Source organism: Halobacteroides halobius DSM 5150 (assembly GCF_000328625.1).
Classification (GTDB): domain Bacteria; phylum Bacillota; class Halanaerobiia; order Halobacteroidales; family Halobacteroidaceae; genus Halobacteroides; species Halobacteroides halobius.
In genome coordinates this window covers 1,807,845-1,826,807 of record NC_019978.1, presented here as the reverse complement: position 1 = coordinate 1,826,807, position 18,963 = coordinate 1,807,845, and the positions used below count along the sequence as shown (strand labels likewise).

At 33.1% G+C, this 18,963-nt stretch carries 18 protein-coding genes, 21 tRNA genes, 1 rRNA gene and 1 riboswitch; all 40 genes read left to right on the top strand.

The annotated features are described in order from the left end of the window. Nucleotides 1-56 precede the first annotated feature (56 nt). A 5S ribosomal RNA gene (rrf, locus tag HALHA_RS08885) occupies nucleotides 57-180 on the top strand. Nucleotides 181-256: 76 nt separating this feature from the next. Further along, nucleotides 257-331, top strand: a tRNA-Gln gene (locus HALHA_RS08880). Nucleotides 332-353: 22 nt separating this feature from the next. Beyond that, a tRNA-Glu gene (locus HALHA_RS08875) sits at nucleotides 354-429 on the top strand. Nucleotides 430-484: 55 nt separating this feature from the next. Beyond that, a tRNA-Val gene (locus HALHA_RS08870) sits at nucleotides 485-560 on the top strand. 5 nt (nucleotides 561-565) lie between these two features. Continuing rightward, a tRNA-Asp gene (locus HALHA_RS08865) sits at nucleotides 566-642 on the top strand. Between the two features lie 4 nt (nucleotides 643-646). Next, nucleotides 647-722 (top strand) — tRNA-Thr (locus HALHA_RS08860). 6 nt (nucleotides 723-728) lie between these two features. Next, nucleotides 729-804 (top strand) — tRNA-Lys (locus HALHA_RS08855). A 4-nt stretch (nucleotides 805-808) separates the two neighbouring features. Beyond that, nucleotides 809-884: transfer RNA gene (locus HALHA_RS08850), tRNA-Met, on the top strand. A 13-nt stretch (nucleotides 885-897) separates the two neighbouring features. Continuing rightward, nucleotides 898-973 (top strand) — tRNA-Phe (locus HALHA_RS08845). Nucleotides 974-986: 13 nt separating this feature from the next. Beyond that, a tRNA-Leu gene (locus HALHA_RS08840) sits at nucleotides 987-1,071 on the top strand. Nucleotides 1,072-1,078: 7 nt separating this feature from the next. Continuing rightward, nucleotides 1,079-1,155 (top strand) — tRNA-Gly (locus HALHA_RS08835). 9 nt (nucleotides 1,156-1,164) lie between these two features. Continuing rightward, a tRNA-Arg gene (locus tag HALHA_RS08830) sits at nucleotides 1,165-1,241 on the top strand. A gap of 133 nt (nucleotides 1,242-1,374) precedes the next feature. Then, nucleotides 1,375-1,451, top strand: a tRNA-His gene (locus tag HALHA_RS08825). Between the two features lie 39 nt (nucleotides 1,452-1,490). After that, nucleotides 1,491-1,566: transfer RNA gene (locus HALHA_RS08820), tRNA-Glu, on the top strand. A gap of 54 nt (nucleotides 1,567-1,620) precedes the next feature. Further along, nucleotides 1,621-1,696 (top strand) — tRNA-Val (locus tag HALHA_RS08815). Nucleotides 1,697-1,714: 18 nt separating this feature from the next. After that, nucleotides 1,715-1,790: transfer RNA gene (locus tag HALHA_RS08810), tRNA-Ala, on the top strand. 10 nt (nucleotides 1,791-1,800) lie between these two features. Beyond that, nucleotides 1,801-1,876: transfer RNA gene (locus HALHA_RS08805), tRNA-Lys, on the top strand. Between the two features lie 4 nt (nucleotides 1,877-1,880). Further along, nucleotides 1,881-1,956: transfer RNA gene (locus HALHA_RS08800), tRNA-Met, on the top strand. Between the two features lie 13 nt (nucleotides 1,957-1,969). After that, nucleotides 1,970-2,045: transfer RNA gene (locus HALHA_RS08795), tRNA-Phe, on the top strand. Nucleotides 2,046-2,058: 13 nt separating this feature from the next. Continuing rightward, nucleotides 2,059-2,135: transfer RNA gene (locus HALHA_RS08790), tRNA-Gly, on the top strand. Nucleotides 2,136-2,144: 9 nt separating this feature from the next. After that, nucleotides 2,145-2,221, top strand: a tRNA-Arg gene (locus HALHA_RS08785). 133 nt (nucleotides 2,222-2,354) lie between these two features. Continuing rightward, nucleotides 2,355-2,431: transfer RNA gene (locus HALHA_RS08780), tRNA-His, on the top strand. 131 nt (nucleotides 2,432-2,562) lie between these two features. Further along, nucleotides 2,563-2,645: riboswitch (cyclic di-GMP riboswitch) on the top strand. A gap of 110 nt (nucleotides 2,646-2,755) precedes the next feature. Then, nucleotides 2,756-4,429, top strand: coding sequence for a GspE/PulE family protein (locus HALHA_RS08775; protein ID WP_015327443.1), 1,674 nt, complete (start codon nucleotides 2,756-2,758; stop codon nucleotides 4,427-4,429). A gap of 22 nt (nucleotides 4,430-4,451) precedes the next feature. Next, nucleotides 4,452-5,495 (top strand): type IV pilus twitching motility protein PilT, encoded by a 1,044-nt coding sequence (locus HALHA_RS08770; protein ID WP_015327442.1) that lies wholly within the window; start codon nucleotides 4,452-4,454, stop codon nucleotides 5,493-5,495. After that, on the top strand, nucleotides 5,477-6,718 hold the full coding sequence (locus HALHA_RS08765; protein WP_342662856.1) for a type II secretion system F family protein: 1,242 nt from the start codon (nucleotides 5,477-5,479) through the stop codon (nucleotides 6,716-6,718). The genes HALHA_RS08770 and HALHA_RS08765 overlap by 19 nt, the downstream gene beginning before the upstream one ends. A 22-nt stretch (nucleotides 6,719-6,740) precedes the next feature. Then, nucleotides 6,741-7,172: a type II secretion system protein gene (locus HALHA_RS13065; protein ID WP_015327440.1), complete on the top strand. Its 432-nt coding sequence runs from the start codon at nucleotides 6,741-6,743 to the stop codon at nucleotides 7,170-7,172. A gap of 35 nt (nucleotides 7,173-7,207) precedes the next feature. Further along, nucleotides 7,208-7,942, top strand: coding sequence for a prepilin peptidase (locus HALHA_RS08755; protein WP_015327439.1), 735 nt, complete (start codon nucleotides 7,208-7,210; stop codon nucleotides 7,940-7,942). Nucleotides 7,943-7,960: 18 nt separating this feature from the next. Next, complete coding sequence (locus tag HALHA_RS08750) at nucleotides 7,961-8,332, top strand: type IV pilus modification PilV family protein (RefSeq protein ID WP_015327438.1); 372 nt, start codon at nucleotides 7,961-7,963, stop codon at nucleotides 8,330-8,332. Nucleotides 8,333-8,337: 5 nt separating this feature from the next. Then, nucleotides 8,338-8,850: a prepilin-type N-terminal cleavage/methylation domain-containing protein gene (locus HALHA_RS08745; protein ID WP_041607761.1), complete on the top strand. Its 513-nt coding sequence runs from the start codon at nucleotides 8,338-8,340 to the stop codon at nucleotides 8,848-8,850. Between the two features lies 1 nt (nucleotide 8,851). Next, complete coding sequence (locus tag HALHA_RS08740) at nucleotides 8,852-9,868, top strand: pilus assembly PilX N-terminal domain-containing protein (RefSeq protein WP_015327436.1); 1,017 nt, start codon at nucleotides 8,852-8,854, stop codon at nucleotides 9,866-9,868. Between the two features lie 13 nt (nucleotides 9,869-9,881). After that, nucleotides 9,882-10,919 carry a type IV pilus assembly protein PilM gene (gene pilM, locus HALHA_RS08735; protein ID WP_015327435.1) on the top strand — a complete coding sequence of 346 codons (1,038 nt, stop codon included), beginning with the start codon at nucleotides 9,882-9,884 and terminating at the stop codon, nucleotides 10,917-10,919. Then, entirely contained in the window at nucleotides 10,912-11,496 is a 585-nt protein-coding gene (locus HALHA_RS08730) for a PilN domain-containing protein (protein ID WP_015327434.1), read from the top strand. The genes pilM and HALHA_RS08730 overlap by 8 nt, the downstream gene beginning before the upstream one ends. Beyond that, a complete protein-coding gene (locus HALHA_RS08725) occupies nucleotides 11,471-12,010 on the top strand; it encodes a type IV pilus inner membrane component PilO (RefSeq protein WP_015327433.1) in 540 nt (179 codons plus the stop codon). Before HALHA_RS08730 ends, HALHA_RS08725 begins: the two co-directional genes overlap by 26 nt. 12 nt (nucleotides 12,011-12,022) lie before the next feature. Further along, entirely contained in the window at nucleotides 12,023-12,553 is a 531-nt protein-coding gene (locus HALHA_RS08720; protein WP_015327432.1) for a hypothetical protein, read from the top strand. 16 nt (nucleotides 12,554-12,569) lie between these two features. Then, nucleotides 12,570-14,060, top strand: a complete 1,491-nt coding sequence (locus tag HALHA_RS08715; protein WP_156801229.1) for a LysM peptidoglycan-binding domain-containing protein — start codon at nucleotides 12,570-12,572, stop codon at nucleotides 14,058-14,060. 107 nt (nucleotides 14,061-14,167) lie between these two features. Next, a complete protein-coding gene (locus tag HALHA_RS08710) occupies nucleotides 14,168-14,437 on the top strand; it encodes a LysO family transporter (protein WP_015327430.1) in 270 nt (89 codons plus the stop codon). A gap of 2 nt (nucleotides 14,438-14,439) precedes the next feature. Continuing rightward, nucleotides 14,440-15,039, top strand: a complete 600-nt coding sequence (locus HALHA_RS08705) for a LysO family transporter (RefSeq protein ID WP_015327429.1) — start codon at nucleotides 14,440-14,442, stop codon at nucleotides 15,037-15,039. A 344-nt stretch (nucleotides 15,040-15,383) separates the two neighbouring features. Further along, the gene (gene rsmH / locus HALHA_RS08700; RefSeq protein WP_015327428.1) at nucleotides 15,384-16,316 is read left to right on the top strand and encodes a 16S rRNA (cytosine(1402)-N(4))-methyltransferase RsmH; all 933 of its coding nucleotides are present in this window, start codon (nucleotides 15,384-15,386) and stop codon (nucleotides 16,314-16,316) included. A 42-nt stretch (nucleotides 16,317-16,358) separates the two neighbouring features. Beyond that, nucleotides 16,359-16,844, top strand: a complete 486-nt coding sequence (locus HALHA_RS08695) for a cell division protein FtsL (RefSeq protein ID WP_156801228.1) — start codon at nucleotides 16,359-16,361, stop codon at nucleotides 16,842-16,844. A 33-nt stretch (nucleotides 16,845-16,877) separates the two neighbouring features. Then, nucleotides 16,878-18,956, top strand: a complete 2,079-nt coding sequence (locus HALHA_RS08690; protein WP_015327426.1) for a stage V sporulation protein D — start codon at nucleotides 16,878-16,880, stop codon at nucleotides 18,954-18,956. Nucleotides 18,957-18,963 lie beyond the last annotated feature (7 nt).

Sequence of the window (18,963 nt, the reverse complement as noted above, 5' to 3'; positions counted from 1 at the left end):
AATATTCTGGTGGTGATTGCGGAGGGGTAACACCTGTTCCCGACGAACACGGATGTTCTAGTGTCCTAAGTGGCACAGGATGTGCCGGTTCGAAGGACCATCTCGAACACAGCAGTTAAGTCCTCCAGCGCCGATGGTACTATAGGGGCAGCCTTATGGGAGAGTAGGTCGCTGCCAGAATCAATTGAATTATTTCTTGACAGTTAGTAATTAATAGTATATAATACTCCTTGTGTTAATAAGGATAAACTATTAATGGGGTGTCGCCAAGTGGTAAGGCACAGGACTTTGACTCCTGCACTCGTTGGTTCAAATCCAGCCACCCCAGCCAATAAAACTAACAATTTGACTAGGCCCCCATCGTCTAGTGGCCTAGGATACCAGGTTTTCATCCTGGCGGCAGGGGTTCGAATCCCCTTGGGGGTACCAAGTTTACTATTTAAAATAGATCAAGTTCTTTTTAAATCTATTTAGTTAATATTGCGGGCGAATAGCTCAGTTGGGAGAGCACCTGCCTTACAAGCAGGGGGTCACAGGTTCAAGTCCTGTTTCGCCCACCATTTATGGGGATGTGGTGTAGTTGGTTAACACGCCGGCCTGTCACGCCGGAGATCGCGAGTTCGAATCTCGTCGTCCCCGCCATAATGCTGACGTAGCTCAATTGGCAGAGCAGCTGACTTGTAATCAGCAGGTTACCGGTTCAACTCCGGTCGTCAGCTCCATTAGATGGGCCATTAGCTCAGCTGGAAGAGCACTAGACTTTTAATCTGGGTGTCGGAGGTTCGAGTCCTCCATGGCTCACCATTGACGCGGGATAGAGCAGTTGGTAGCTCGTCGGGCTCATAACCCGGAGGTCGCTGGTTCGAATCCAGCTCCCGCAACCATAATTTTAATTGTGGCGAGATAGCTCAGTCGGTAGAGCAGTGGATTGAAAATCCTCGTGTCCCCGGTTCGAATCCGGGTCTTGCCACCACTTAACTTAATATGCGAAGGTGGTGGAACTGGCAGACACGCTAGACTTAGGATCTAGTGCCGCAAGGCGTGTGGGTTCGACTCCCACCCTTCGCACCATTAATATGCGGGAGTAGCTCAGTTGGCTAGAGCACCAGCCTTCCAAGCTGGGTGTCGCCGGTTCGAGTCCGGTTTCCCGCTCCAATTAAATAAGTGCTTGTAGCTCAGCTGGACAGAGCAACGGCCTTCTAAGCCGTGGGTCGGGGGTTCGAATCCTCCCAAGCACGCCATATCAATCAATTTGCAATGTACAATTGAGAATTGACAATTAAACCCTAAAGACAAAAAACTATATAATTTTAGGTTTTGGATTTTGAATTCAATTGTAAATTCTCCATTGTTAATTATCAATTAAATATCATGGTGGATGTAGCTCAGTTGGTTAGAGCGCAGGATTGTGGCTCCTGAGGCCGTGGGTTCGAATCCCGTCATCCACCCCAATTATTTTTATGATTCTAATAGGAATAAAATTCAGCTAGGCCCCCATCGTCTAGTGGCCTAGGATACCAGGTTTTCATCCTGGCGGCAGGGGTTCGAATCCCCTTGGGGGTACCAAGTTTACTATTTGAAATAGATTAAGTTCTTTTTAGACTATTCAGTTAATATTGCGGGCGAATAGCTCAGTTGGGAGAGCACCTGCCTTACAAGCAGGGGGCCACAGGTTCAAGTCCTGTTTCGCCCACCATTTCAGCGTTTAAAGTGTGGGGATATAGCTCAGCTGGGAGAGCGTTTGTCTGGCAGACAAGAGGTCGTCGGTTCGAACCCGACTATCTCCACCAATTAAATTCTGGGCCATTAGCTCAGCTGGAAGAGCACCAGACTTTTAATCTGGGTGTCGGAGGTTCGAGTCCTCCATGGCTCACCATTGACGCGGGATAGAGCAGTTGGTAGCTCGTCGGGCTCATAACCCGGAGGTCGCTGGTTCGAATCCAGCTCCCGCAACCATAATTTTAATTGTGGCGAGATAGCTCAGTCGGTAGAGCAGTGGATTGAAAATCCTCGTGTCCCCGGTTCGAATCCGGGTCTTGCCACCACTTAATTTAATATGCGGGAGTAGCTCAGTTGGCTAGAGCACCAGCCTTCCAAGCTGGGTGTCGCCGGTTCGAGTCCGGTTTCCCGCTCCAATTAAATAAGTGCTTGTAGCTCAGCTGGACAGAGCAACGGCCTTCTAAGCCGTGGGTCGGGGGTTCGAATCCTCCCAAGCACGCCATATCAATCAATTTACAATGTACAATTGAGAATTGACAATTAAACCCTAAAGACAAAAAACTATATAATTTTAGGTTTTAGATTTTGAATTCGATTGTAAATTCTCCATTGTTAATTATCAATTAAATATCGTGGTGGGTGTAGCTCAGTTGGTTAGAGCGCAGGATTGTGGCTCCTGAGGCCGTGGGTTCGAATCCCGTCATCCACCCCAATTAATCTCCTTTGTAGAGGGAGATTTTTTTATTTTTTTGTTAGCCATATAATTATATTTTATTTCACTTGACAAAATAATGAAATAGATGATAAATTTATTATATAGATTATTATGTTTGTGATAAATCAAATAATTTAGGAACGATGAAGTATAACTCATATTTGGTCACCTAGGTTATATGGAGTTAATGGTGAAACCGTCCTATATTCTTAGATCTTATCTAAGTTTTAGGGCGGTTTTATTTATCTATTTTTTGTCTCATAATTAAATTTATTTAATTGGTTATAATAGTATTAATTGGTAATTAAATGAGGTGAACTAATGATTAAAAAGAAAAGGTTAGGGGATATTTTGGTAGAGGCCGGTTTTATTACTGAAGAAGAATTGAATGAAGCATTAAAAAGGCAGAAAAATACTGAGCAACGATTAGGGAATATATTAAAAAGGATGGGGTTGGTAACTGATGAGAGTGTAATGGAGGCATTAGAATTTCAGTTAGGAATTCCCCGGCTAGATTTAAAACAAATGATAATTGATCCTGAAGTTATTAATATGATTCCTAAATCTTTAGCTGAACGACATAAGGCTATTCCAGTAAAACAAAAAGATAATGCCTTAACTGTAGCTATGGCTGATCCTTTGGATATTTTAGCAATTGATGATATTAGGATAAAAACTAATTGTGAAGTAATTCCAGGTATCTCTAGTGAGGAAGAAATTCAAAATGCTATAAATCAGTATTTTGGTGAGACTGATATTGTTAATGAATTTATGGAGGATGTAGATTTAAAAATAGATAGGATTAATTCAGGCCAATTAGAAGATAATAATTTACAGCAGATGGTAGAAGATGCTCCAATAGTTAGATTGGTAAATAGCATTATTGCTAGAGCAGTTAAAGCAAGAGCTAGTGATATTCATATAGAGCCGGATGAAGATCAAGTGCAAGTAAGATATAGAATTGATGGGATACTACATACAGAAATGAATATACCTAAGCAGACACTTTCGGCTCTAGTTTCTAGAATAAAGATTATGGCTGAAATGGATATAGCTGAAAGAAGATTACCTCAAGACGGAAGAATTCAGATGAAATTAGCTAATACTAAGGTTGATTTAAGAATTTCCACTTTACCTACTGTAGAAGGTGAGAAGGTTGTTATTAGAATTTTAGATAAAGATAATGTAATGTTAAGTATTGATGAGTTAGGCTTATCTGTTGAGGCTAAACCTGCTTTTAAGAAGATGATTAATCAACCTCATGGTATGTTATTGATAACTGGGCCAACTGGCAGTGGTAAGACGACGACCCTTTATTCTGCTTTGAATTTTATGGATGCTAGTAGTAAAAATATTATTACTGTAGAGGATCCAGTAGAATATAAATTAAAAGGGGTTAATCAAGTACAGACTAATTCTAAAGCAGGACTTAGTTTTGCTAATGGTTTACGATCTATTTTACGTCAAGACCCGGATGTAATAATGATAGGGGAGATTAGAGATAAGGAGACAGCAAAGATAGCTATTCATGCTGCTATGACTGGTCATCTAGTATTAAGCACTTTACATACTAATCAATCTGCAGGAGCTCTAACAAGATTAATAGATATGGGGATTGAACCTTATTTGGTTGCTTCTTCAGTGCTAGGTGTTATAGCTCAGAGATTAGTAAGAAAGATTTGTGATAATTGTAAAGTAGAAAGCGAAAAGTTACTTCCTCCTAAAACTTTAGAAGTAAAAGATAGTTTTAAACATTATCAAGGGGAAGGATGTAGAAGCTGTAATCAGGCAGGGTATAAAAGAAGGACTGCAATATACGAATTGTTAGAGGTAGAAGCTAAAATAAAAGAATTAGTAGTAGAAAAAGTATCAGCAGCTAAAATTGAATCAGTAGCAAAAACAAAAGGTATGAATACTCTTGAAGATGCTGCTTTAAAAAAGGTAGAAAAAGGGATAACTAGCTTAGAAGAGGCGATGAGAGTCACTAAAATTTAGCTAGGGGAGGAAGGAGTTTGTAGTGAAATTAGAGAATTTATTAACTGAAGGGATTAGGTTAGGAGCTTCAGATATTCATTTGACTATGGGGACAGAACCTATGGTCAGAGTTAATGGTAGATTGCAAAAGATGAATGACAAAATTGTAAATAAAGATAAAATTAATAATTTAGTAGATGAATTATTAGAGGATAGAAGGAATCAATTTGAAGCAGATAAAGAATTAGACTTTGCTTATCAGTGGGATGGATATAGATTTAGAGTTAATGCTTTTTATCAAAGAAATAATCCAGCTTTAGTATTACGAATTATTCCTAATCAGATTGATGATTTGGATAGCTTAGGTTTGCCAGAAAAGTTAAAGAAATTAGCTGTAGAACCGAGAGGACTTTTTTTGGTTACTGGGCCAACTGGTAGTGGAAAGTCAACTACTTTAGCTGCTATGATTAATTTAGTTAATCAAAATTATAGTAAGCATATTATTACTTTAGAGGATCCAATTGAATATATACACCAACATAAAAAAAGTCTAGTTAATCAACGTGAAGTAGGCAGGGATACTATTGATTTTGCTAGTGGTCTTAAGGCTGCTTTAAGGCAAGACCCTGATATCATTTTAGTTGGTGAAATGAGGGATTTAGAAACTATTTCAACTGCTATTACTGCTGCAGAGACTGGTCATTTAGTATTAGCAACCTTACATACTAATAATGCTGCTGAGACTATTGATCGTATTATTAATGTGTTTCCACCTTATCAACAGGAACAAATTAGAACACAGTTATCTATGAATTTAAAAGGAGTATTAGCCCAACAATTATTACCTACAGTTGATGGATTAGAACGAAAAGTAGCTACTGAACTATTATTAGTAAATTCTGCAGTTAAAAATTTAATTCGTGAGGGAAAGAATCATCAATTAGATTCAGTAATGCAAACAAGTAAACATGAGGGTATGCATACTATGGATTATTCTTTACGAGATTTATATTTACAAGGAAAAATTAGTCATCAAGTTGCATTAGAACAAGCAAATGATCGTCAGACATTAGAAAAGTTAATTTAAGGGGGTGCTTTATTACGCCTCGTTTTGATTATAAAGCAAGAGATCAAGTTGGTAATTTAGTAGATGGGGTTATTGAGGCTAGAAATAAAGATAGTGCAGTTGATCAATTAAGAGAGCAAGGTTATTATTTAACTAGAATTGAAGAAAAATCTGAAAGAAAGAATTTAGGAAAAATCTTTAAGCAATGGAGAAGAGTAAAGCTAAAAGATTTAAGTATTTTTTGTCGTCAGTTTGCAACAATGATAAATTCAGGTTTATCTTTAGTTAGGACTTTAGGAGTATTAAAAGAACAGACCCCTAATCCTAAATTAAAAGAAGCAGTTAGTTCAATTAAAGAAGAGGTAGAGAAGGGAACTGCATTATCAGAGGCTTTAGTTGAGCAAGAGGATATTTTTTCTAAATTATTTATTAGTATGGTAAGAGTAGGTGAAACAGGTGGGGTATTAGATAATACTTTAGAAGAAATGGCTAATTACTTTGAACGAGAGCGAGAGATTCAACAGAAGGTGACTTCTGCTTTAGTTTATCCGGCTGTAATTACTTTAATTTCAGTCAATGTAGTTGTCTTTTTAGTAACATTTATTTTACCTACTTTTGTAGGTATGTTCGCTCAGTTTGATGTTAGGTTACCATTAATTACTCGTGCTTTATTAGCTTTAAGTACTTTTTTAGGAGATTATTGGTATGTAGTTATATTAGCTATATTGATTAGTGGATTAGTAGCTAGACGTTATTATCAAACAACTGAGGGCCAAAGAAAGGTAGATGCTCTATTATTGAGAATACCTGTGATTAGTAATTTGATTATTAAAGTCTCCCTTGGTAGATTAAGTAAAACTTTAGGTGTTTTATTAGAGAGTGGTGTTTCTATTTTAGAGGGGTTAGATGTAGTAAGTAATGTAGTAACTAATCAGGTAATTACAGATAAGATTATTGAAGCTAGAGAAAATATTAGTCAAGGCCAAAGTATGGTAACTCCTTTAGAAAAGAGTACTATATTTCCTCAGATGTTTTTACAGATGATTGAGTTAGGAGAAGAGACAGGAACCTTGGCCCAGATGTTAAATAAGGTAGCTGATTTTTATGATCGTGAGGTAGAATATACAATTGAGCAGGTTGTATCTTTACTTGAGCCAGTATTAATTTTGTTATTGGGTTTAGTAGTAGGAGGAATTGTTACGTCAGTGATGATGCCTTTATTTAATTTGATGCAAGGAATTTAAAATTTTAAAAGGAGTGGGATTAATGTTTAAAAAAACAAGAAGAGAGTCAGGATTTACATTAATTGAATTAATGGTTGTAATTGCTGTGATTGGGATTTTAGCAGGGATTGCTATTCCTAAATTAAGTGGTGTATTAGGGAAAGCTAGAGATACTCAAATAAAAGCAGCAGCAAGTACAATTAGAAGTGGGATGGAGATGTATTATGTATCACATGGGAAATATCCATCAACTACAGATGTAGCTGATTATGCTGCTTTAGATGATACATTAACGACAGTTAGTTTACCAGATATTAAACCAGATATTAAATCTGATTCTTTTACTTATACTGTTGATAATGATGGAAACAGTAAAGGTTATTTAATAGAAATTGAAAGTGGTAATACAGATACTACCTTTTATATTGGAGAAAAAGGTTTTGGAACAAAAGAAAGTGCTGCAACTAAGCTCTAATTTAAATAAAGCTGATTTACCAAAGGATGTGACAAATGTTAGCATTAATCTTTTTATCAGGTCTGATAGTAGGTAGTTTTTTAAATGTTTTAATTTATCGTCTACCTCAAGGTGAAGGGGTAGCTGTTTCCCGATCTTATTGTCCAAAGTGTAAAACTAAATTAGCTGCACTGGATTTGGTGCCGGTGCTAAGTTATTTATTATTGAGAGGTAGATGTCGTTATTGTAATACAAAGGTTTCAAGGCAGTATCCACTAGTTGAGTTAGTAACTGGGGGGCTAGTAGTTGGTCTTTTCCAGCAATATCATTTAAGTAGTCAATTTATGACTTATAGTTTGTTAGTTGCTTTACTAATTGTGGCTAGTGTGATTGATTTTAAGTTAATGATTATCCCCAATAAAATAACTTACTTAGGGATTATATCTGGTTTATTAGCTAGTGTAGTATTTAATCATATTTCTGTTAGAGCTTCATTACTGGGACTTTTAATTCCGGCTGGTTTACTATTAATTATTGCTTTAGTTGGTGGAATGGGACTAGGAGATGTTAAATTAGTAGCTATGATTGGTTCATTTATTGGCCTTAGAGATACCTTAGTAGGTATCTTTTTTGGTTCTTTGATAGGCTCAATTCTAGGAGTAGGATTAATAAGTTTAGGGATTAAAAATCGGAAAAGTAGGATTCCTTTTGGCCCATTTATTGCTATTGGGACTATACTGGTTTTGTTGTTTCGAGAGCCTATTATTAATTTTTATTTTCAATTATACTAATTAAGGAGCATAAATAATATGTTACTAAAGCAAGAAGAAGGAATGACTTTAGTTGAAGTGATGGTGGGGCTAGTTATCCTCTCTAGTGCTCTACTCCCAATTATGGGCTTTTTAGTTAAGCAAACTAAGGTTATTCAGCAAGTAAAATACCGAACTAAGGCATTACACTTGGGCCAACAGGCTATAGAAGGACTTAAAGCGACTAAATTCAGCAATTTAGAGTTAAAGGCTACCCAATATACAGGAATTATCTCCCAGGGAATAAAGTTTAAAAGAAAAGTCATTATACTTCCTTATCAAGGTGAGCGTGATATTAAAAAGATAAAGGTTAAAATTTTATGGGAAAATAAGCAAAGCTTAGAGCTTGTAACTTTGCTTTCAAGAAGATGATAATAATGAAGAATTATAATCAAGGCTTTACTTTAGTTGAGCTATTAGTTGTGTTAGTTATGATTAGTATAGTTAGTATTATTATCATTGATATTCATTCAATTGGTTGGAAGTTTTATCAGTTTAATTACCAACAAGTTAACTTACAGCAACAAGCTAGATTGATTATTAGTCAGCTAGAAGAACAAATTAGACAAGCTGATAAACTAAGGATTAAAAGTGATTTTGAATTAATAATTAAACAAGGTAAGCAAAAATATATTAGATATTATTTTAACTCCAAACAAGAAACAGTTTATTATCAGGTTATAGATGGTTTAGGAGCTTGGCCCGGTAGTAGGTGGGATAATATAGATAAGTTGTCCATTGCTTTTGAAGAAGTAAAGGAGATTAAATTTAAACAATCAGCTAACCAAGTGATAATCATAGATTTAATTTTAGCTAATCAAAACCAAAGTTATAAGCTTAGTAACCACCAAGTTTATCCTAGATATTATAAAATGGAAGGGACTAAATAAAATGTTTACTAGTGAACAAGGTTTTACTATTTATTTATCATTACTGGTGATCACTATATTAATGATATTAGTCATTGGAACTAGTGTACTAATAAATAATGAACTAAAGTCAGTCAACCACTACCAAAAGAATATTCAAGCTCTTTATTTAGCGGAAGCAGGAATAGAAAGAAGTATAGATATTATTAATAGTCAATTAAAAAAGGGAAGATTAAATCTAAAGCACTTACCTACAGTAATTAGAGTTGAAGATGAAAAGATTAATTTATCTAATATTTATGATAGTAAGGGTAATTTAAAAATTAATTCTATAAGTAAGATTGGAGAAGTAACTAAAAAGATTACTATTACAGTTAGAATAACTGGTAGTAGAAATATTAATAGCTTAAAGTCTTTAGTTACTCAACACCCTAGAAAAAATATTATTGTAGGTGGAGAAAGTAAGATAAAAAGTAATGGTAAGAAAAATAATAATCTGGATGAATTAGTTACTATGGCCACTACTATTCCTAGATTTAACTTTGATAAATATAAAGCAAAAGCAAAGCAAAGCAATAATATTTATAATAGTAATCTACTCTTTAATAATCGAGATATAAAAGGTGAAATCTTCTATATTAAATCAGATATTAATGTAGATTTAAAGAATACAACCTTTAGTGCTAGAGCAAAAGAGCAACCAGCAATTCTTGTAGTAGATGGTGATTTAAGAATTACTAATGCTAATCTCCACTCATCTTTAGAGAATATTTATTTTATTATTAAGGGTGAATTTTTAGTTAATGGTAGTGCTAATAAATTAGTAATGAATAATTGTTTAGTTTATGCTCAAGAAGGGATTAAATTAGGTGGGCCAACTGGAAAAGTTAATAATATAACTTTTAATGGCTTATTATTAACCCCAGATGATTTTATCTTTTATGGTAATAACCCAAGTATAAGTCCTAGATTACCTAATTATAATAGGTTATACTTAGCTCAAGAAAAAGTAGCAATTATCTCTTGGCAAGAAGATTAAGTGAGGTGAAGTAATGGGGATACTAAATACAATAAAAAATTTATTTAAACAACAAGTAATTGGTTTAGATATCGGTAATAACTTAATTAAGATAGTAGAGCTAGAAAAGGAAAATGATACTATATTATTAACTAATGTTGCGGTTGCTAAGACTCCTCAAGCAGCAGTTCAAGAAGGAGTACTAAATGATATAGATTTATTAGCAGAAAAAATCAATTGTTTATTAAAAGAAAATAAATTTAAGGCCCATAAAATTGTTACTGCTGTTAGTGGAGAAGAGGTAATTATTAGAACAGTTGAAGTACCTAGTATGCCAGCTGAAGAATTGGCCGAGGCAGTGAAATGGGAAGCTAAGGGCCAACTTCCTGTGGCAGTAGAAGATGCTATCTTAGATTATGAAATACTTAAAAAAGGTAATGGGGCATATCAATTGTTAGTAATAGCAGTTAAAGAGGAAGTAATTAATACTTACCTAAAGTTATTTAAGCGTCTTAGATTAGATCCAGTGGCAATTGAAATTGAAGCTACAGCTATGACTAATGTATTACAATGTTTAGATACTAAACAAATCGTGGGGGTAGTAGATATTGGTGGTTTAACCACAGATGTTTCAATTTATGAAGCAGGGGAGCTTTTATTTACTAGAACTATTGAAGCGGGTAGTCAAAATATCACAGAAGAAATAGCAGATTCTTATCAACTCGATTTAAAAGAAGCTGAGGATTATAAATTGAATAATAATATTTTTAGTGATGATAAATTAAGGCCTGTAATTAGAAGTTGGGTCACAGCTATTTATCGTTCACTAGATTATTTTCAAGTTAAATATAATGATTATGAATTAAATAAGTTATTTTTAACAGGCCAAGGTAGTAATTTAACGGGATTAATTAATCATTTAGAGAATGAATTTAAAATAGAAATAGAGTTATTAACTAGTTTAGATTGTATAGAGATTAAAGAAGAAAATTCAAATTCTATCTCTAATTTTTCATCATCATTAGGAGTAGCAATCGGATTGGCAATTAGGGGGTTAAAAAGCAATGGCTAATCTATTACCCTCAAGTTATAAAAAAAGCAGATTAAATAGTAAGACATTTATTAGTGTGATTTTAGGAACTACTTTGGTTTTAAGTTGTGGGTTTTATTATTTTAATTTATTAGTTAAGGTCCATAAATTAGAAAAAAAAGTGAATTTAGTAAATAAACAATTAGGCCAAATCAATCTTCAGGAAGAGCAATTAAAAAAACTTGAGAAGAAGATAAAGAAAATAAAGAATGCTTTAACAGAAAGAAAAAGTATTGGTAGAGATAAAGTTAAAACAACTATTATTTTAAAAGAACTAAGTTCAGTAATACCTAATCAGAGTTGGATATCAAAACTGACTATTTATAATTATAATTCTTTTAAGCTACTAGGATATACGGTAAAACGAAGAAATTTAAAAATAATTATAAATAGATTAAATAAGATGCCTTTTATTAAAGAGTTATCTGTAGAATTTATAGAGCAAAGGGATTTATCAAATAAAGATTATAATCTAAAAAAGATCCTTTATTATCAATTACAAGGAAAACTAGTATTTATTAGGGAGGATTTGAATGCTAGAGCAGGGGTTAACTTCTAGAGAAAAAAGATTAATTGTGATGGGGATAGTCTTGATTTTAAGTCTAGGAAGTTATTTTTATCTATATCAACCTCAGCTTAAGAAGATAGCTAGATTAGAAAAAAAGATTGAACTAAAAATTCAGCAATTAAAGGTTAAGAGCAAGAAGTTAGGTAAGCAGAGGAATTTAAAAAGAGAGTACCAAAGATTAAAAAAAGAGTTAGAAATGAAAGAAAAAAGGCTGTTGCCTCAAAATGAAAGAAGTAAATTAATTATTGCCTTAAATAATTTTATCTTTAATACAAGGGTGGATCTAATAACAATGACGCCTCACTCTTTAACAGAAAAAGGAAGATATCTTAAATTTCCTATTACACTTGAACTAAAAGCAAATTATCAAGCACTTTTAAGTTTTATAAAGCAAGTAGAGAGGTTAAATTATCTAGTTAAGGTAGAAGCATTAACTGTTAGTTCAGGACTAAAACCAAATAATCAGGTGCTAGTTAACTTAAAATTAGTAGCTTATTTGCAATAAAAGGAGATAATAATGAACCTTAATATAAATTTGAGAGATAAATTATTAATCTTAGGTGGTAGTTTATTGGTAACTATTATTAGTGGTAGCTTGATTTTTTTTATTTTAGATAGAAGTGCTAAGCAAAACTTGACTAAATTCAAGAGAAGAATTAGTGAAATCGCTAATAAACACCAAGAGTATCAATACCAAGAACTTAATCAACAAGAGGAGAGACAAACGCCAGTACAACCAAATAAAATAAGGCTAGATAATAACCTAGAAGGCTATTCTAATCCCTTTAAATCTATTTTAAAAGCTCAAAAAGAAAAGGTGACACCTAAAGAGATTAAAGACAATAAGCCTATAATAAAAGTTTTAGGAATTATAAAAGATGCTATTAATAAAAAAGTGATCATTAAATTTAATTCAGGAAAAAGCTATATCTTACAACCAGGAGATAAGGTTAATGATTTAGAAATATGTAATATAATGGATAATAGGATAACAGTTAAAAGAGGGAAACAATATTTTTTCTATCAATTTGGAGGTGCAAATAATTAAACTAAAGAAGATTACGGTGGTATTAGTAGTAATTTTAATTTTAGGGCAAAGTTTAGTTTGTAGTGCTAAAGGGGATGATATTAGTCTTAATTTTAAAGGAATAGAGTTACAAGATGCTTTTAGAGCCCTAGCAGATATAGCTAATATGAACCTTATAACTGATAATTCTGTTACTGGTAGGATAACAGTTCATTTAGAGAAAATTTCTTTTTTAGAAGCAGTAGAATTACTAGCTAAAACAAATGGATTAGCTTATAAAGTAATTAATAATACTGTGGTAGTAGCTACTCCAAATAAGTTAAAACAAGGCTTTGGTAGCAGAGCAACTTATGTGTTTAAGTTAGAGAATGCTACTCCTACAGAGATAAAAGAAGTACTAGATTCAATGATAAAGGATAGCTTAATTAAAGTAGACCAGCGAACAAGTAGTTTAGTAGTTACTGCTTATAAAAATCAGATTCCTAAGATTAAGAAATTAATTGATAGGCTGGATCAAGCTAAAAAACAAGTTGCTTTACAAGCTAGAATAGAAGAAGTATCCTGGAATAAGTTAGAGGAATTAGGTGTCAATTGGAGTCTAAATAATTTCACTGTTAAGCCAGAAGGGGAAGGTATAATAAATATTCGAGATTTAGGAATGGGGATTAAATACAGAAAATTTTTAAAAATATTAGAGAATAAGGGGCAAGCTTCGGTATTGGCTAATCCTCAGATAACAACAGTTGCAGGAAAAGAAGCTAGTATTACTATTGGTGACCAGGTACCAATAGCCCAGACTAATGCTGATGGAGAGACTAAAGTTGAATTTAAAAATGTAGGAATCAATCTAAAGATTACCCCGCAAGTGGTTAGTGATAAGCAAGTATTTATTCAGGTTAATTTTAAGGTAAGTGTAGTTAATGGGTATGATGATACAGGAAAATATCCAATTATAAGTACTCGAGAGGTAAAGACTAATATTAGAGTGCCTACCGGTAGAACAATTGCTATTGGAGGTTTGATTAAAGAAAAAGAAATTAGAAGTTTAGCTAAAGTTCCTCTATTAGGTGATATCCCAATTTTAGGTAAGTTATTCCAAAGTAGTCGGACTGAAAAAAAGAAGAAAGAATTGATTATTTTTATTACACCCAAAATTATAACTAATGATATAAAACATCAGGTAGAGACTAATTCTTTTAAATATCAAGTTCAAAAAGGGGATACATTATTAACAGTTAGTGAGTTATTTAATATTTCTTTTACTAAAATTATGTCTGTTAATAATCAACCTGGTTTTCCTCAATTAAAAGTGGGTGACAAGCTAAAGATTCCTGTTCGTAAAGACCACTATTATTTGGTTAAAGCCGGAGATACTTTAAAGCAAATTGCTAAGGAGTATCATATTAACTTAAAAAGAATGAGACAAATCAACAACTTAAATAGCTTACAAAATAAAGAAAAGATGAAGCTTGTATTACCAGTTAAGGTTAAAGCTGAAGATAGGGCAATCGGGATAAAAAAAGACTGAATTTAAAGGCTTTCTAGCTAGAAAGCCTTTAAATTAATTGATTTACTGGCAAGATTAAGTATGTTATAATTATAACATATTATTTATTAAACTAAGGAGTGTAGAGTATGTGGTTGATTATAGGTTCATTAATAATAGGACTTACAATAGGTTTTTTAGATTTAGTACCAGATAATGTTGCTAAATTTAGTGATTATTTAGTATTAGGAGGATTATTTTTATTATTATTTACAATGGGAGTTGAAATTGGGGCCAATCCTCAAATCCTGTCTAATCTAGAGCAAATTGGATTTAAAGCAATTATATTAGCAGTTGGTTCTATAATAGGTAGTATAATCTTGATTTTATTCTTTGAATTATCTGGTAAGGAGGATTAAGGATGTTTATTGCAATTATAGCTACACTTATACTTGGAATATTATTAGGCCACTTTATAATGCCAAGTAACTTAATAAATTATTTGAGTTCAACTTCTACATATTTATTAGCAGTCTTATTATTTGGAGTTGGAATTGATATTGGTGGTAACAAAGAAGTACTGAATAAATTAAAAGAGTTTGGTTTTAAATTGCTCTTAATTCCTATTTTAATTGCTATAGGTAGTATTAGTGGTGCAGTTATAAGTGGTAAACTATTAGGTTTACCTTTTAATGAAGCTAGTGCTATAGGAGCTGGTTTTGGTTGGTATAGTTTATCTGGTGTATTATTGGCTAAAATTTATAGTGCTAAATTAGGTGCTTTAGCATTTTTAACAAATGTTTTTCGAGAGTTGATTGCTATTATTTTAATCCCTATTATGGCTAAATTAGGTGCGAAGGTATCCATTATTGCTCCAGGTGGAGCTACAACAATGGATACTACTTTGCCTTTGATTTCTAAGACTACTAATCAGACTGAAATAATTGTTATTTCTTTTGTTAGTGGTGCTATTTTATCTAGTTTAGTACCTATTTTAGTTCCCATATTAATTGAAATATGATTTATTTTTTGAATACAGAAAATATCCATTTGAAGGGAGCTGGTACGTTAAAGCCCCCGCCTACTGATTTTAAGTCCTCATCTTCATCTTTAGACCAGGTAAATAAGAAATTAATCTTCATTGCAGACCCTCCCTTCTAAGGGATAACTTATTTTATATTTATGTATTCAAAACGAAAAAGTTACAAATTTTTGTTTTCTTATTTTTAAACTGTGAATAATTAGGAGTATAGAGTAATTATATGTAAAAAAAAGAATTTGTAGTTAATTTGTATTGCGAAATAATCTTTTATGTAATAAAATATGTAATGTCGCTCAATTTATTTAATAGAGAAGGTGATAATAATGGAATTTAATCATATACCTGTTTTATTGGACGAAGTATTAGAGTATCTTAATTGTAAAGAAGATGGAATTTATGTTGATTGTACTTTAGGGGGGGCTGGACATAGTAAAGAAATTGTTAAACAACTTGATTCTGGTAAGTTAGTAGGGATAGACCAAGATAAAGCAGCAATTGAAGCAGCCTGGGAAAAATTAAGTGATTATAGTGATAAAGTTGAATTAGTAAGAGCTAACTATCAAGAGTTAAATCAGGTTTTAGATCAATTAGGAATTGATAAGGTAGATGGCTTTTTATTTGATTTAGGTGTCTCTTCTTATCAATTGGACAATCCTAGTAGAGGGTTTAGTTATAGATATGAAGCACCTTTAGATATGAGAATGGACCAACGCCAGAACAAAACTGCAGCAGATATCGTAAATGATTACTCCAAATCAGAATTAACAAAGATAATAAGAAAGTATGGGGAAGAAAAATGGGCCAACCGAATTGCTGAATTTATTGTAGATTATCGTAAACAAGAGAGGATTAAAACTACAACTGAATTGGTAAAAATAATTAAAGATGCTATTCCCGCTCCAGCGAGAAGAAAAGGTCCTCACCCAGCTAAGAGGACTTTTCAAGCTATTAGGATTGCAGTTAATAACGAGTTAGAAATTGTTGAAGAGGCCATCCAAGATGCTATAGAAAGATTAAATCCTAAAGGAAGAATTTGTGTGATTAGTTTTCATTCATTAGAAGATAAGATAGTTAAACATAACTTTAAAGAATTAGCTATAGATTGTATTTGTCCACCTAAACTTCCTATTTGTGGTTGTGATAAAGAAGCTAAGGTAAAAGTTATAACTAAGAGTGCTATTTCGCCTACTAAAGAAGAGATTTCTCAAAATCGTAGAGCTAGAAGTTCTAAATTAAGAGTGGCAGAGAAGATCTAATTTGTAAGTTCTAAATTAAAAGGTAGGTGAATAAGATTGGGAATGAATAACAAAAAAAATTATGATCATCATCAACTATCTTTACAACAGAATAAGTCTCAATCTCCTAAAAAAAAGAATAGGTTAAAAAGCATTATTTTGGTTGTGTTTATGATTGCAATTATTGTTTTATTAATTTTAATACATGTTAATCAATATGTTAAGTTAGCAAGAAGGAATTTTAAGATAGAATCTTTAAAAGAAAAGATAAATCAGCTTAAAAGTGAAAAAGCACATTTGCAATTAAAGATTTCTCGCTTAATTTCATTAGATAGAATTGAACGAATAGCTAAACAAGAGTTAAATATGAAAGAGCCTGAAAATGTAAATTATATTGTTCTTAATCAAACTAAGGATGATAAAAATATGAAATTAAGCTCTCAAAAATCGCAAAAAGAAGATAATCAAAAACCGAATAGAGGAATCAAAGAAAAAGTTTTGGCTTGGTTTAATAAACTGACTAATGTTCAAGCTGATACTTTAGAATAATAACTTCCTTAGCTAGGGAAGGGGTGTAATAAAGTGAGTAGAATTAGGCATCAAGTTAGAGCAAGAATAGTTTTATTATTTTGTGTTGCTTTAGTGACAATCGTAATTTTGATTTTTAGAGTAGGTTGGATTCAATTATCCAAAAATAACCTCTATCAAAAAAGGGCTTTACAACAACGCCTTAGAACAGTTAAGGTAGAGCCTAAAAGAGGGGTTATTTATGATAGAAACGGAGTTGAGCTTGCTGTTAGTGCCAGTTCTGATACTGTAGTAGCTGCACCTCAGGATATTGAAAACCCTAAAGAAACTGCTAAGAAATTGGCAGAAATTTTAGAGATGTCTCAAGCAGAGATCTATCAGGAGTTGACTAAGGACTTAGCTGCTGTTTATATCTCTCGAAAAATATCAGTTAAAAAGGCACAACAAATTCAAAAATTAGATCTATCAGGTATTTATTTTACAGAAGAAAGTAAAAGATTTTATCCTAAGGGTAATTTGGCTGCTCATGTATTAGGATTTGCTGGTATTGATAGTCAAGGATTACAAGGGATAGAATTATCTTATGATCAACAATTAAGGGGCGATCCTGGTCGCATATCTATAGAAAGTGATGCAGTAGGACGTGAAATTCCTAAAGGGATTAAAGATTATGTTGCACCTGATGATGGAAATGATGTATATTTAACAATTGATCATGTATTACAATACATAGCGGAAAGAGAATTAAAAGAAGCAATGAATGAAAATGAAGCTAAAGGTGGAACTATTATTATGATGGATCCCCAAACGGGGGATGTTTTAGCATTAGCTAACCAGCCTACTTATAATCCTAATCACTTTGCTAATTATACTCCCCGGTTATGGAGAAATAGGGCTATATCAAATAGTTATGAGCCCGGTTCTACGTTTAAGATTATTACAGCTTCAGCAGGATTAGAAGAAGGAGTTGTTCATCCAACAGATACCTTTTATGACCCGGGCTATATAGAAGTTGCTGGTCAAAGGATTAATTGTTGGAAGAGTGGTGGACACGGCAAACAGACATTTGCTGAAGTTGTAAAAAATTCTTGTAACCCTGGCTTTGTTCAAGTAGGTCAAAGAGTAGGAGAGGAAAAGTTTTATAAGTATATTAAAGCTTTTGGGTTTGGTGAAGAAACGGGGATTCGTTTACCCGGGGAGGCGGAAGGATTAATTTATGATTTAGAGGATGTTGGCCCAGTAGAGTTAGCTACGATATCTTTTGGGCATGGTATTTCAGTAACTCCTATTCAACTAATTACAGCAGTCTCTGCTGTAGCTAATAACGGACAATTATTACAGCCTCATTTAGTAAATAAAATTAAAAATCCGAATGGTAAATTAATTAAAAAAATTAAACCAGAGCCTGTCAGAAAAGTAATCTCTAAAGAAACAGCTAAAACAGTTAGAAAGTTGTTAGAAGGAGTAGTAGCTGATGGTTCTGGTAAAAAAGCTGCTGTTAAAGGATATAGAATTGGAGGAAAGACTGGAACGGCTAAACATTATGGAACACAACTTTATGATTCTTCTTTTATAGGAATGGTGCCCATTGAAAAACCACAGCTTGTCACTTTAGTAGTTTTGTATGGGGTAAGTAGTTATCCTTATTATGGTTCTCAAGTAGGGGCTCCTATTTTTCATGATGTAGTAAAGGATGCTGTACGTTACTTGGAGATTCCACCATCTAATAAGCCTATGCCAGAGGAAAGCGATGATAAATTAAACCAAGTTGAAGTACCAAATGTATCAAACTTAACTTTAGAGCAGGCCGAAAATAAATTAATCCAGCAAGGGTTACAGGTTAAGTTAGAAGGTCAAGGAGAAAAAGTAGTTGCCCAAATTCCTCAACCGGGGGCAGTAGTTAATAAAAAAAGCACAGTAATTTTATTCTTTAAAGGAGCTTTAGAAGAAAAAAACAAGTATCAAGTGACTGTACCTAATTTAGAAGGGATGACTGTTAAAGAAGCTGCTAGATTATTAGGAGAGTTAGGATTAAAGCTTAAAAGTTCTGGTAAAGGAGTAATTAATAATCAAGATCCTGCTGCTGGATTTACAATTGATTCAGGAAAATATGTTAAGGTGTGGTCAAATTAATATCTTT

What these genes read in the sequence shown, in the direction of transcription:
- HALHA_RS08730 (WP_015327434.1), top strand. Translation starts at nt 10,912, where the DNA reads ATGGCTAATCTATTACCCTCAAGTTATAAAAAAAGCAGATTAAATAGT.
- HALHA_RS08695 (WP_156801228.1), top strand. Translation starts at nt 16,359, where the DNA reads ATGAATAACAAAAAAAATTATGATCATCATCAACTATCTTTACAACAG.
- HALHA_RS08740 (WP_015327436.1), top strand. Translation starts at nt 8,852, where the DNA reads ATGTTTACTAGTGAACAAGGTTTTACTATTTATTTATCATTACTGGTG.
- HALHA_RS08775 (WP_015327443.1), top strand. Translation starts at nt 2,756, where the DNA reads ATGATTAAAAAGAAAAGGTTAGGGGATATTTTGGTAGAGGCCGGTTTT.
- HALHA_RS13065 (WP_015327440.1), top strand. Translation starts at nt 6,741, where the DNA reads ATGTTTAAAAAAACAAGAAGAGAGTCAGGATTTACATTAATTGAATTA.
- HALHA_RS08720 (WP_015327432.1), top strand. Translation starts at nt 12,023, where the DNA reads ATGAACCTTAATATAAATTTGAGAGATAAATTATTAATCTTAGGTGGT.
- pilM (WP_015327435.1), top strand. Translation starts at nt 9,882, where the DNA reads ATGGGGATACTAAATACAATAAAAAATTTATTTAAACAACAAGTAATT.
- HALHA_RS08755 (WP_015327439.1), top strand. Translation starts at nt 7,208, where the DNA reads ATGTTAGCATTAATCTTTTTATCAGGTCTGATAGTAGGTAGTTTTTTA.
- HALHA_RS08745 (WP_041607761.1), top strand. Translation starts at nt 8,338, where the DNA reads ATGAAGAATTATAATCAAGGCTTTACTTTAGTTGAGCTATTAGTTGTG.
- HALHA_RS08750 (WP_015327438.1), top strand. Translation starts at nt 7,961, where the DNA reads ATGTTACTAAAGCAAGAAGAAGGAATGACTTTAGTTGAAGTGATGGTG.
- HALHA_RS08725 (WP_015327433.1), top strand. Translation starts at nt 11,471, where the DNA reads ATGCTAGAGCAGGGGTTAACTTCTAGAGAAAAAAGATTAATTGTGATG.
- rsmH (WP_015327428.1), top strand. Translation starts at nt 15,384, where the DNA reads ATGGAATTTAATCATATACCTGTTTTATTGGACGAAGTATTAGAGTAT.
- HALHA_RS08710 (WP_015327430.1), top strand. Translation starts at nt 14,168, where the DNA reads ATGTGGTTGATTATAGGTTCATTAATAATAGGACTTACAATAGGTTTT.
- HALHA_RS08705 (WP_015327429.1), top strand. Translation starts at nt 14,440, where the DNA reads ATGTTTATTGCAATTATAGCTACACTTATACTTGGAATATTATTAGGC.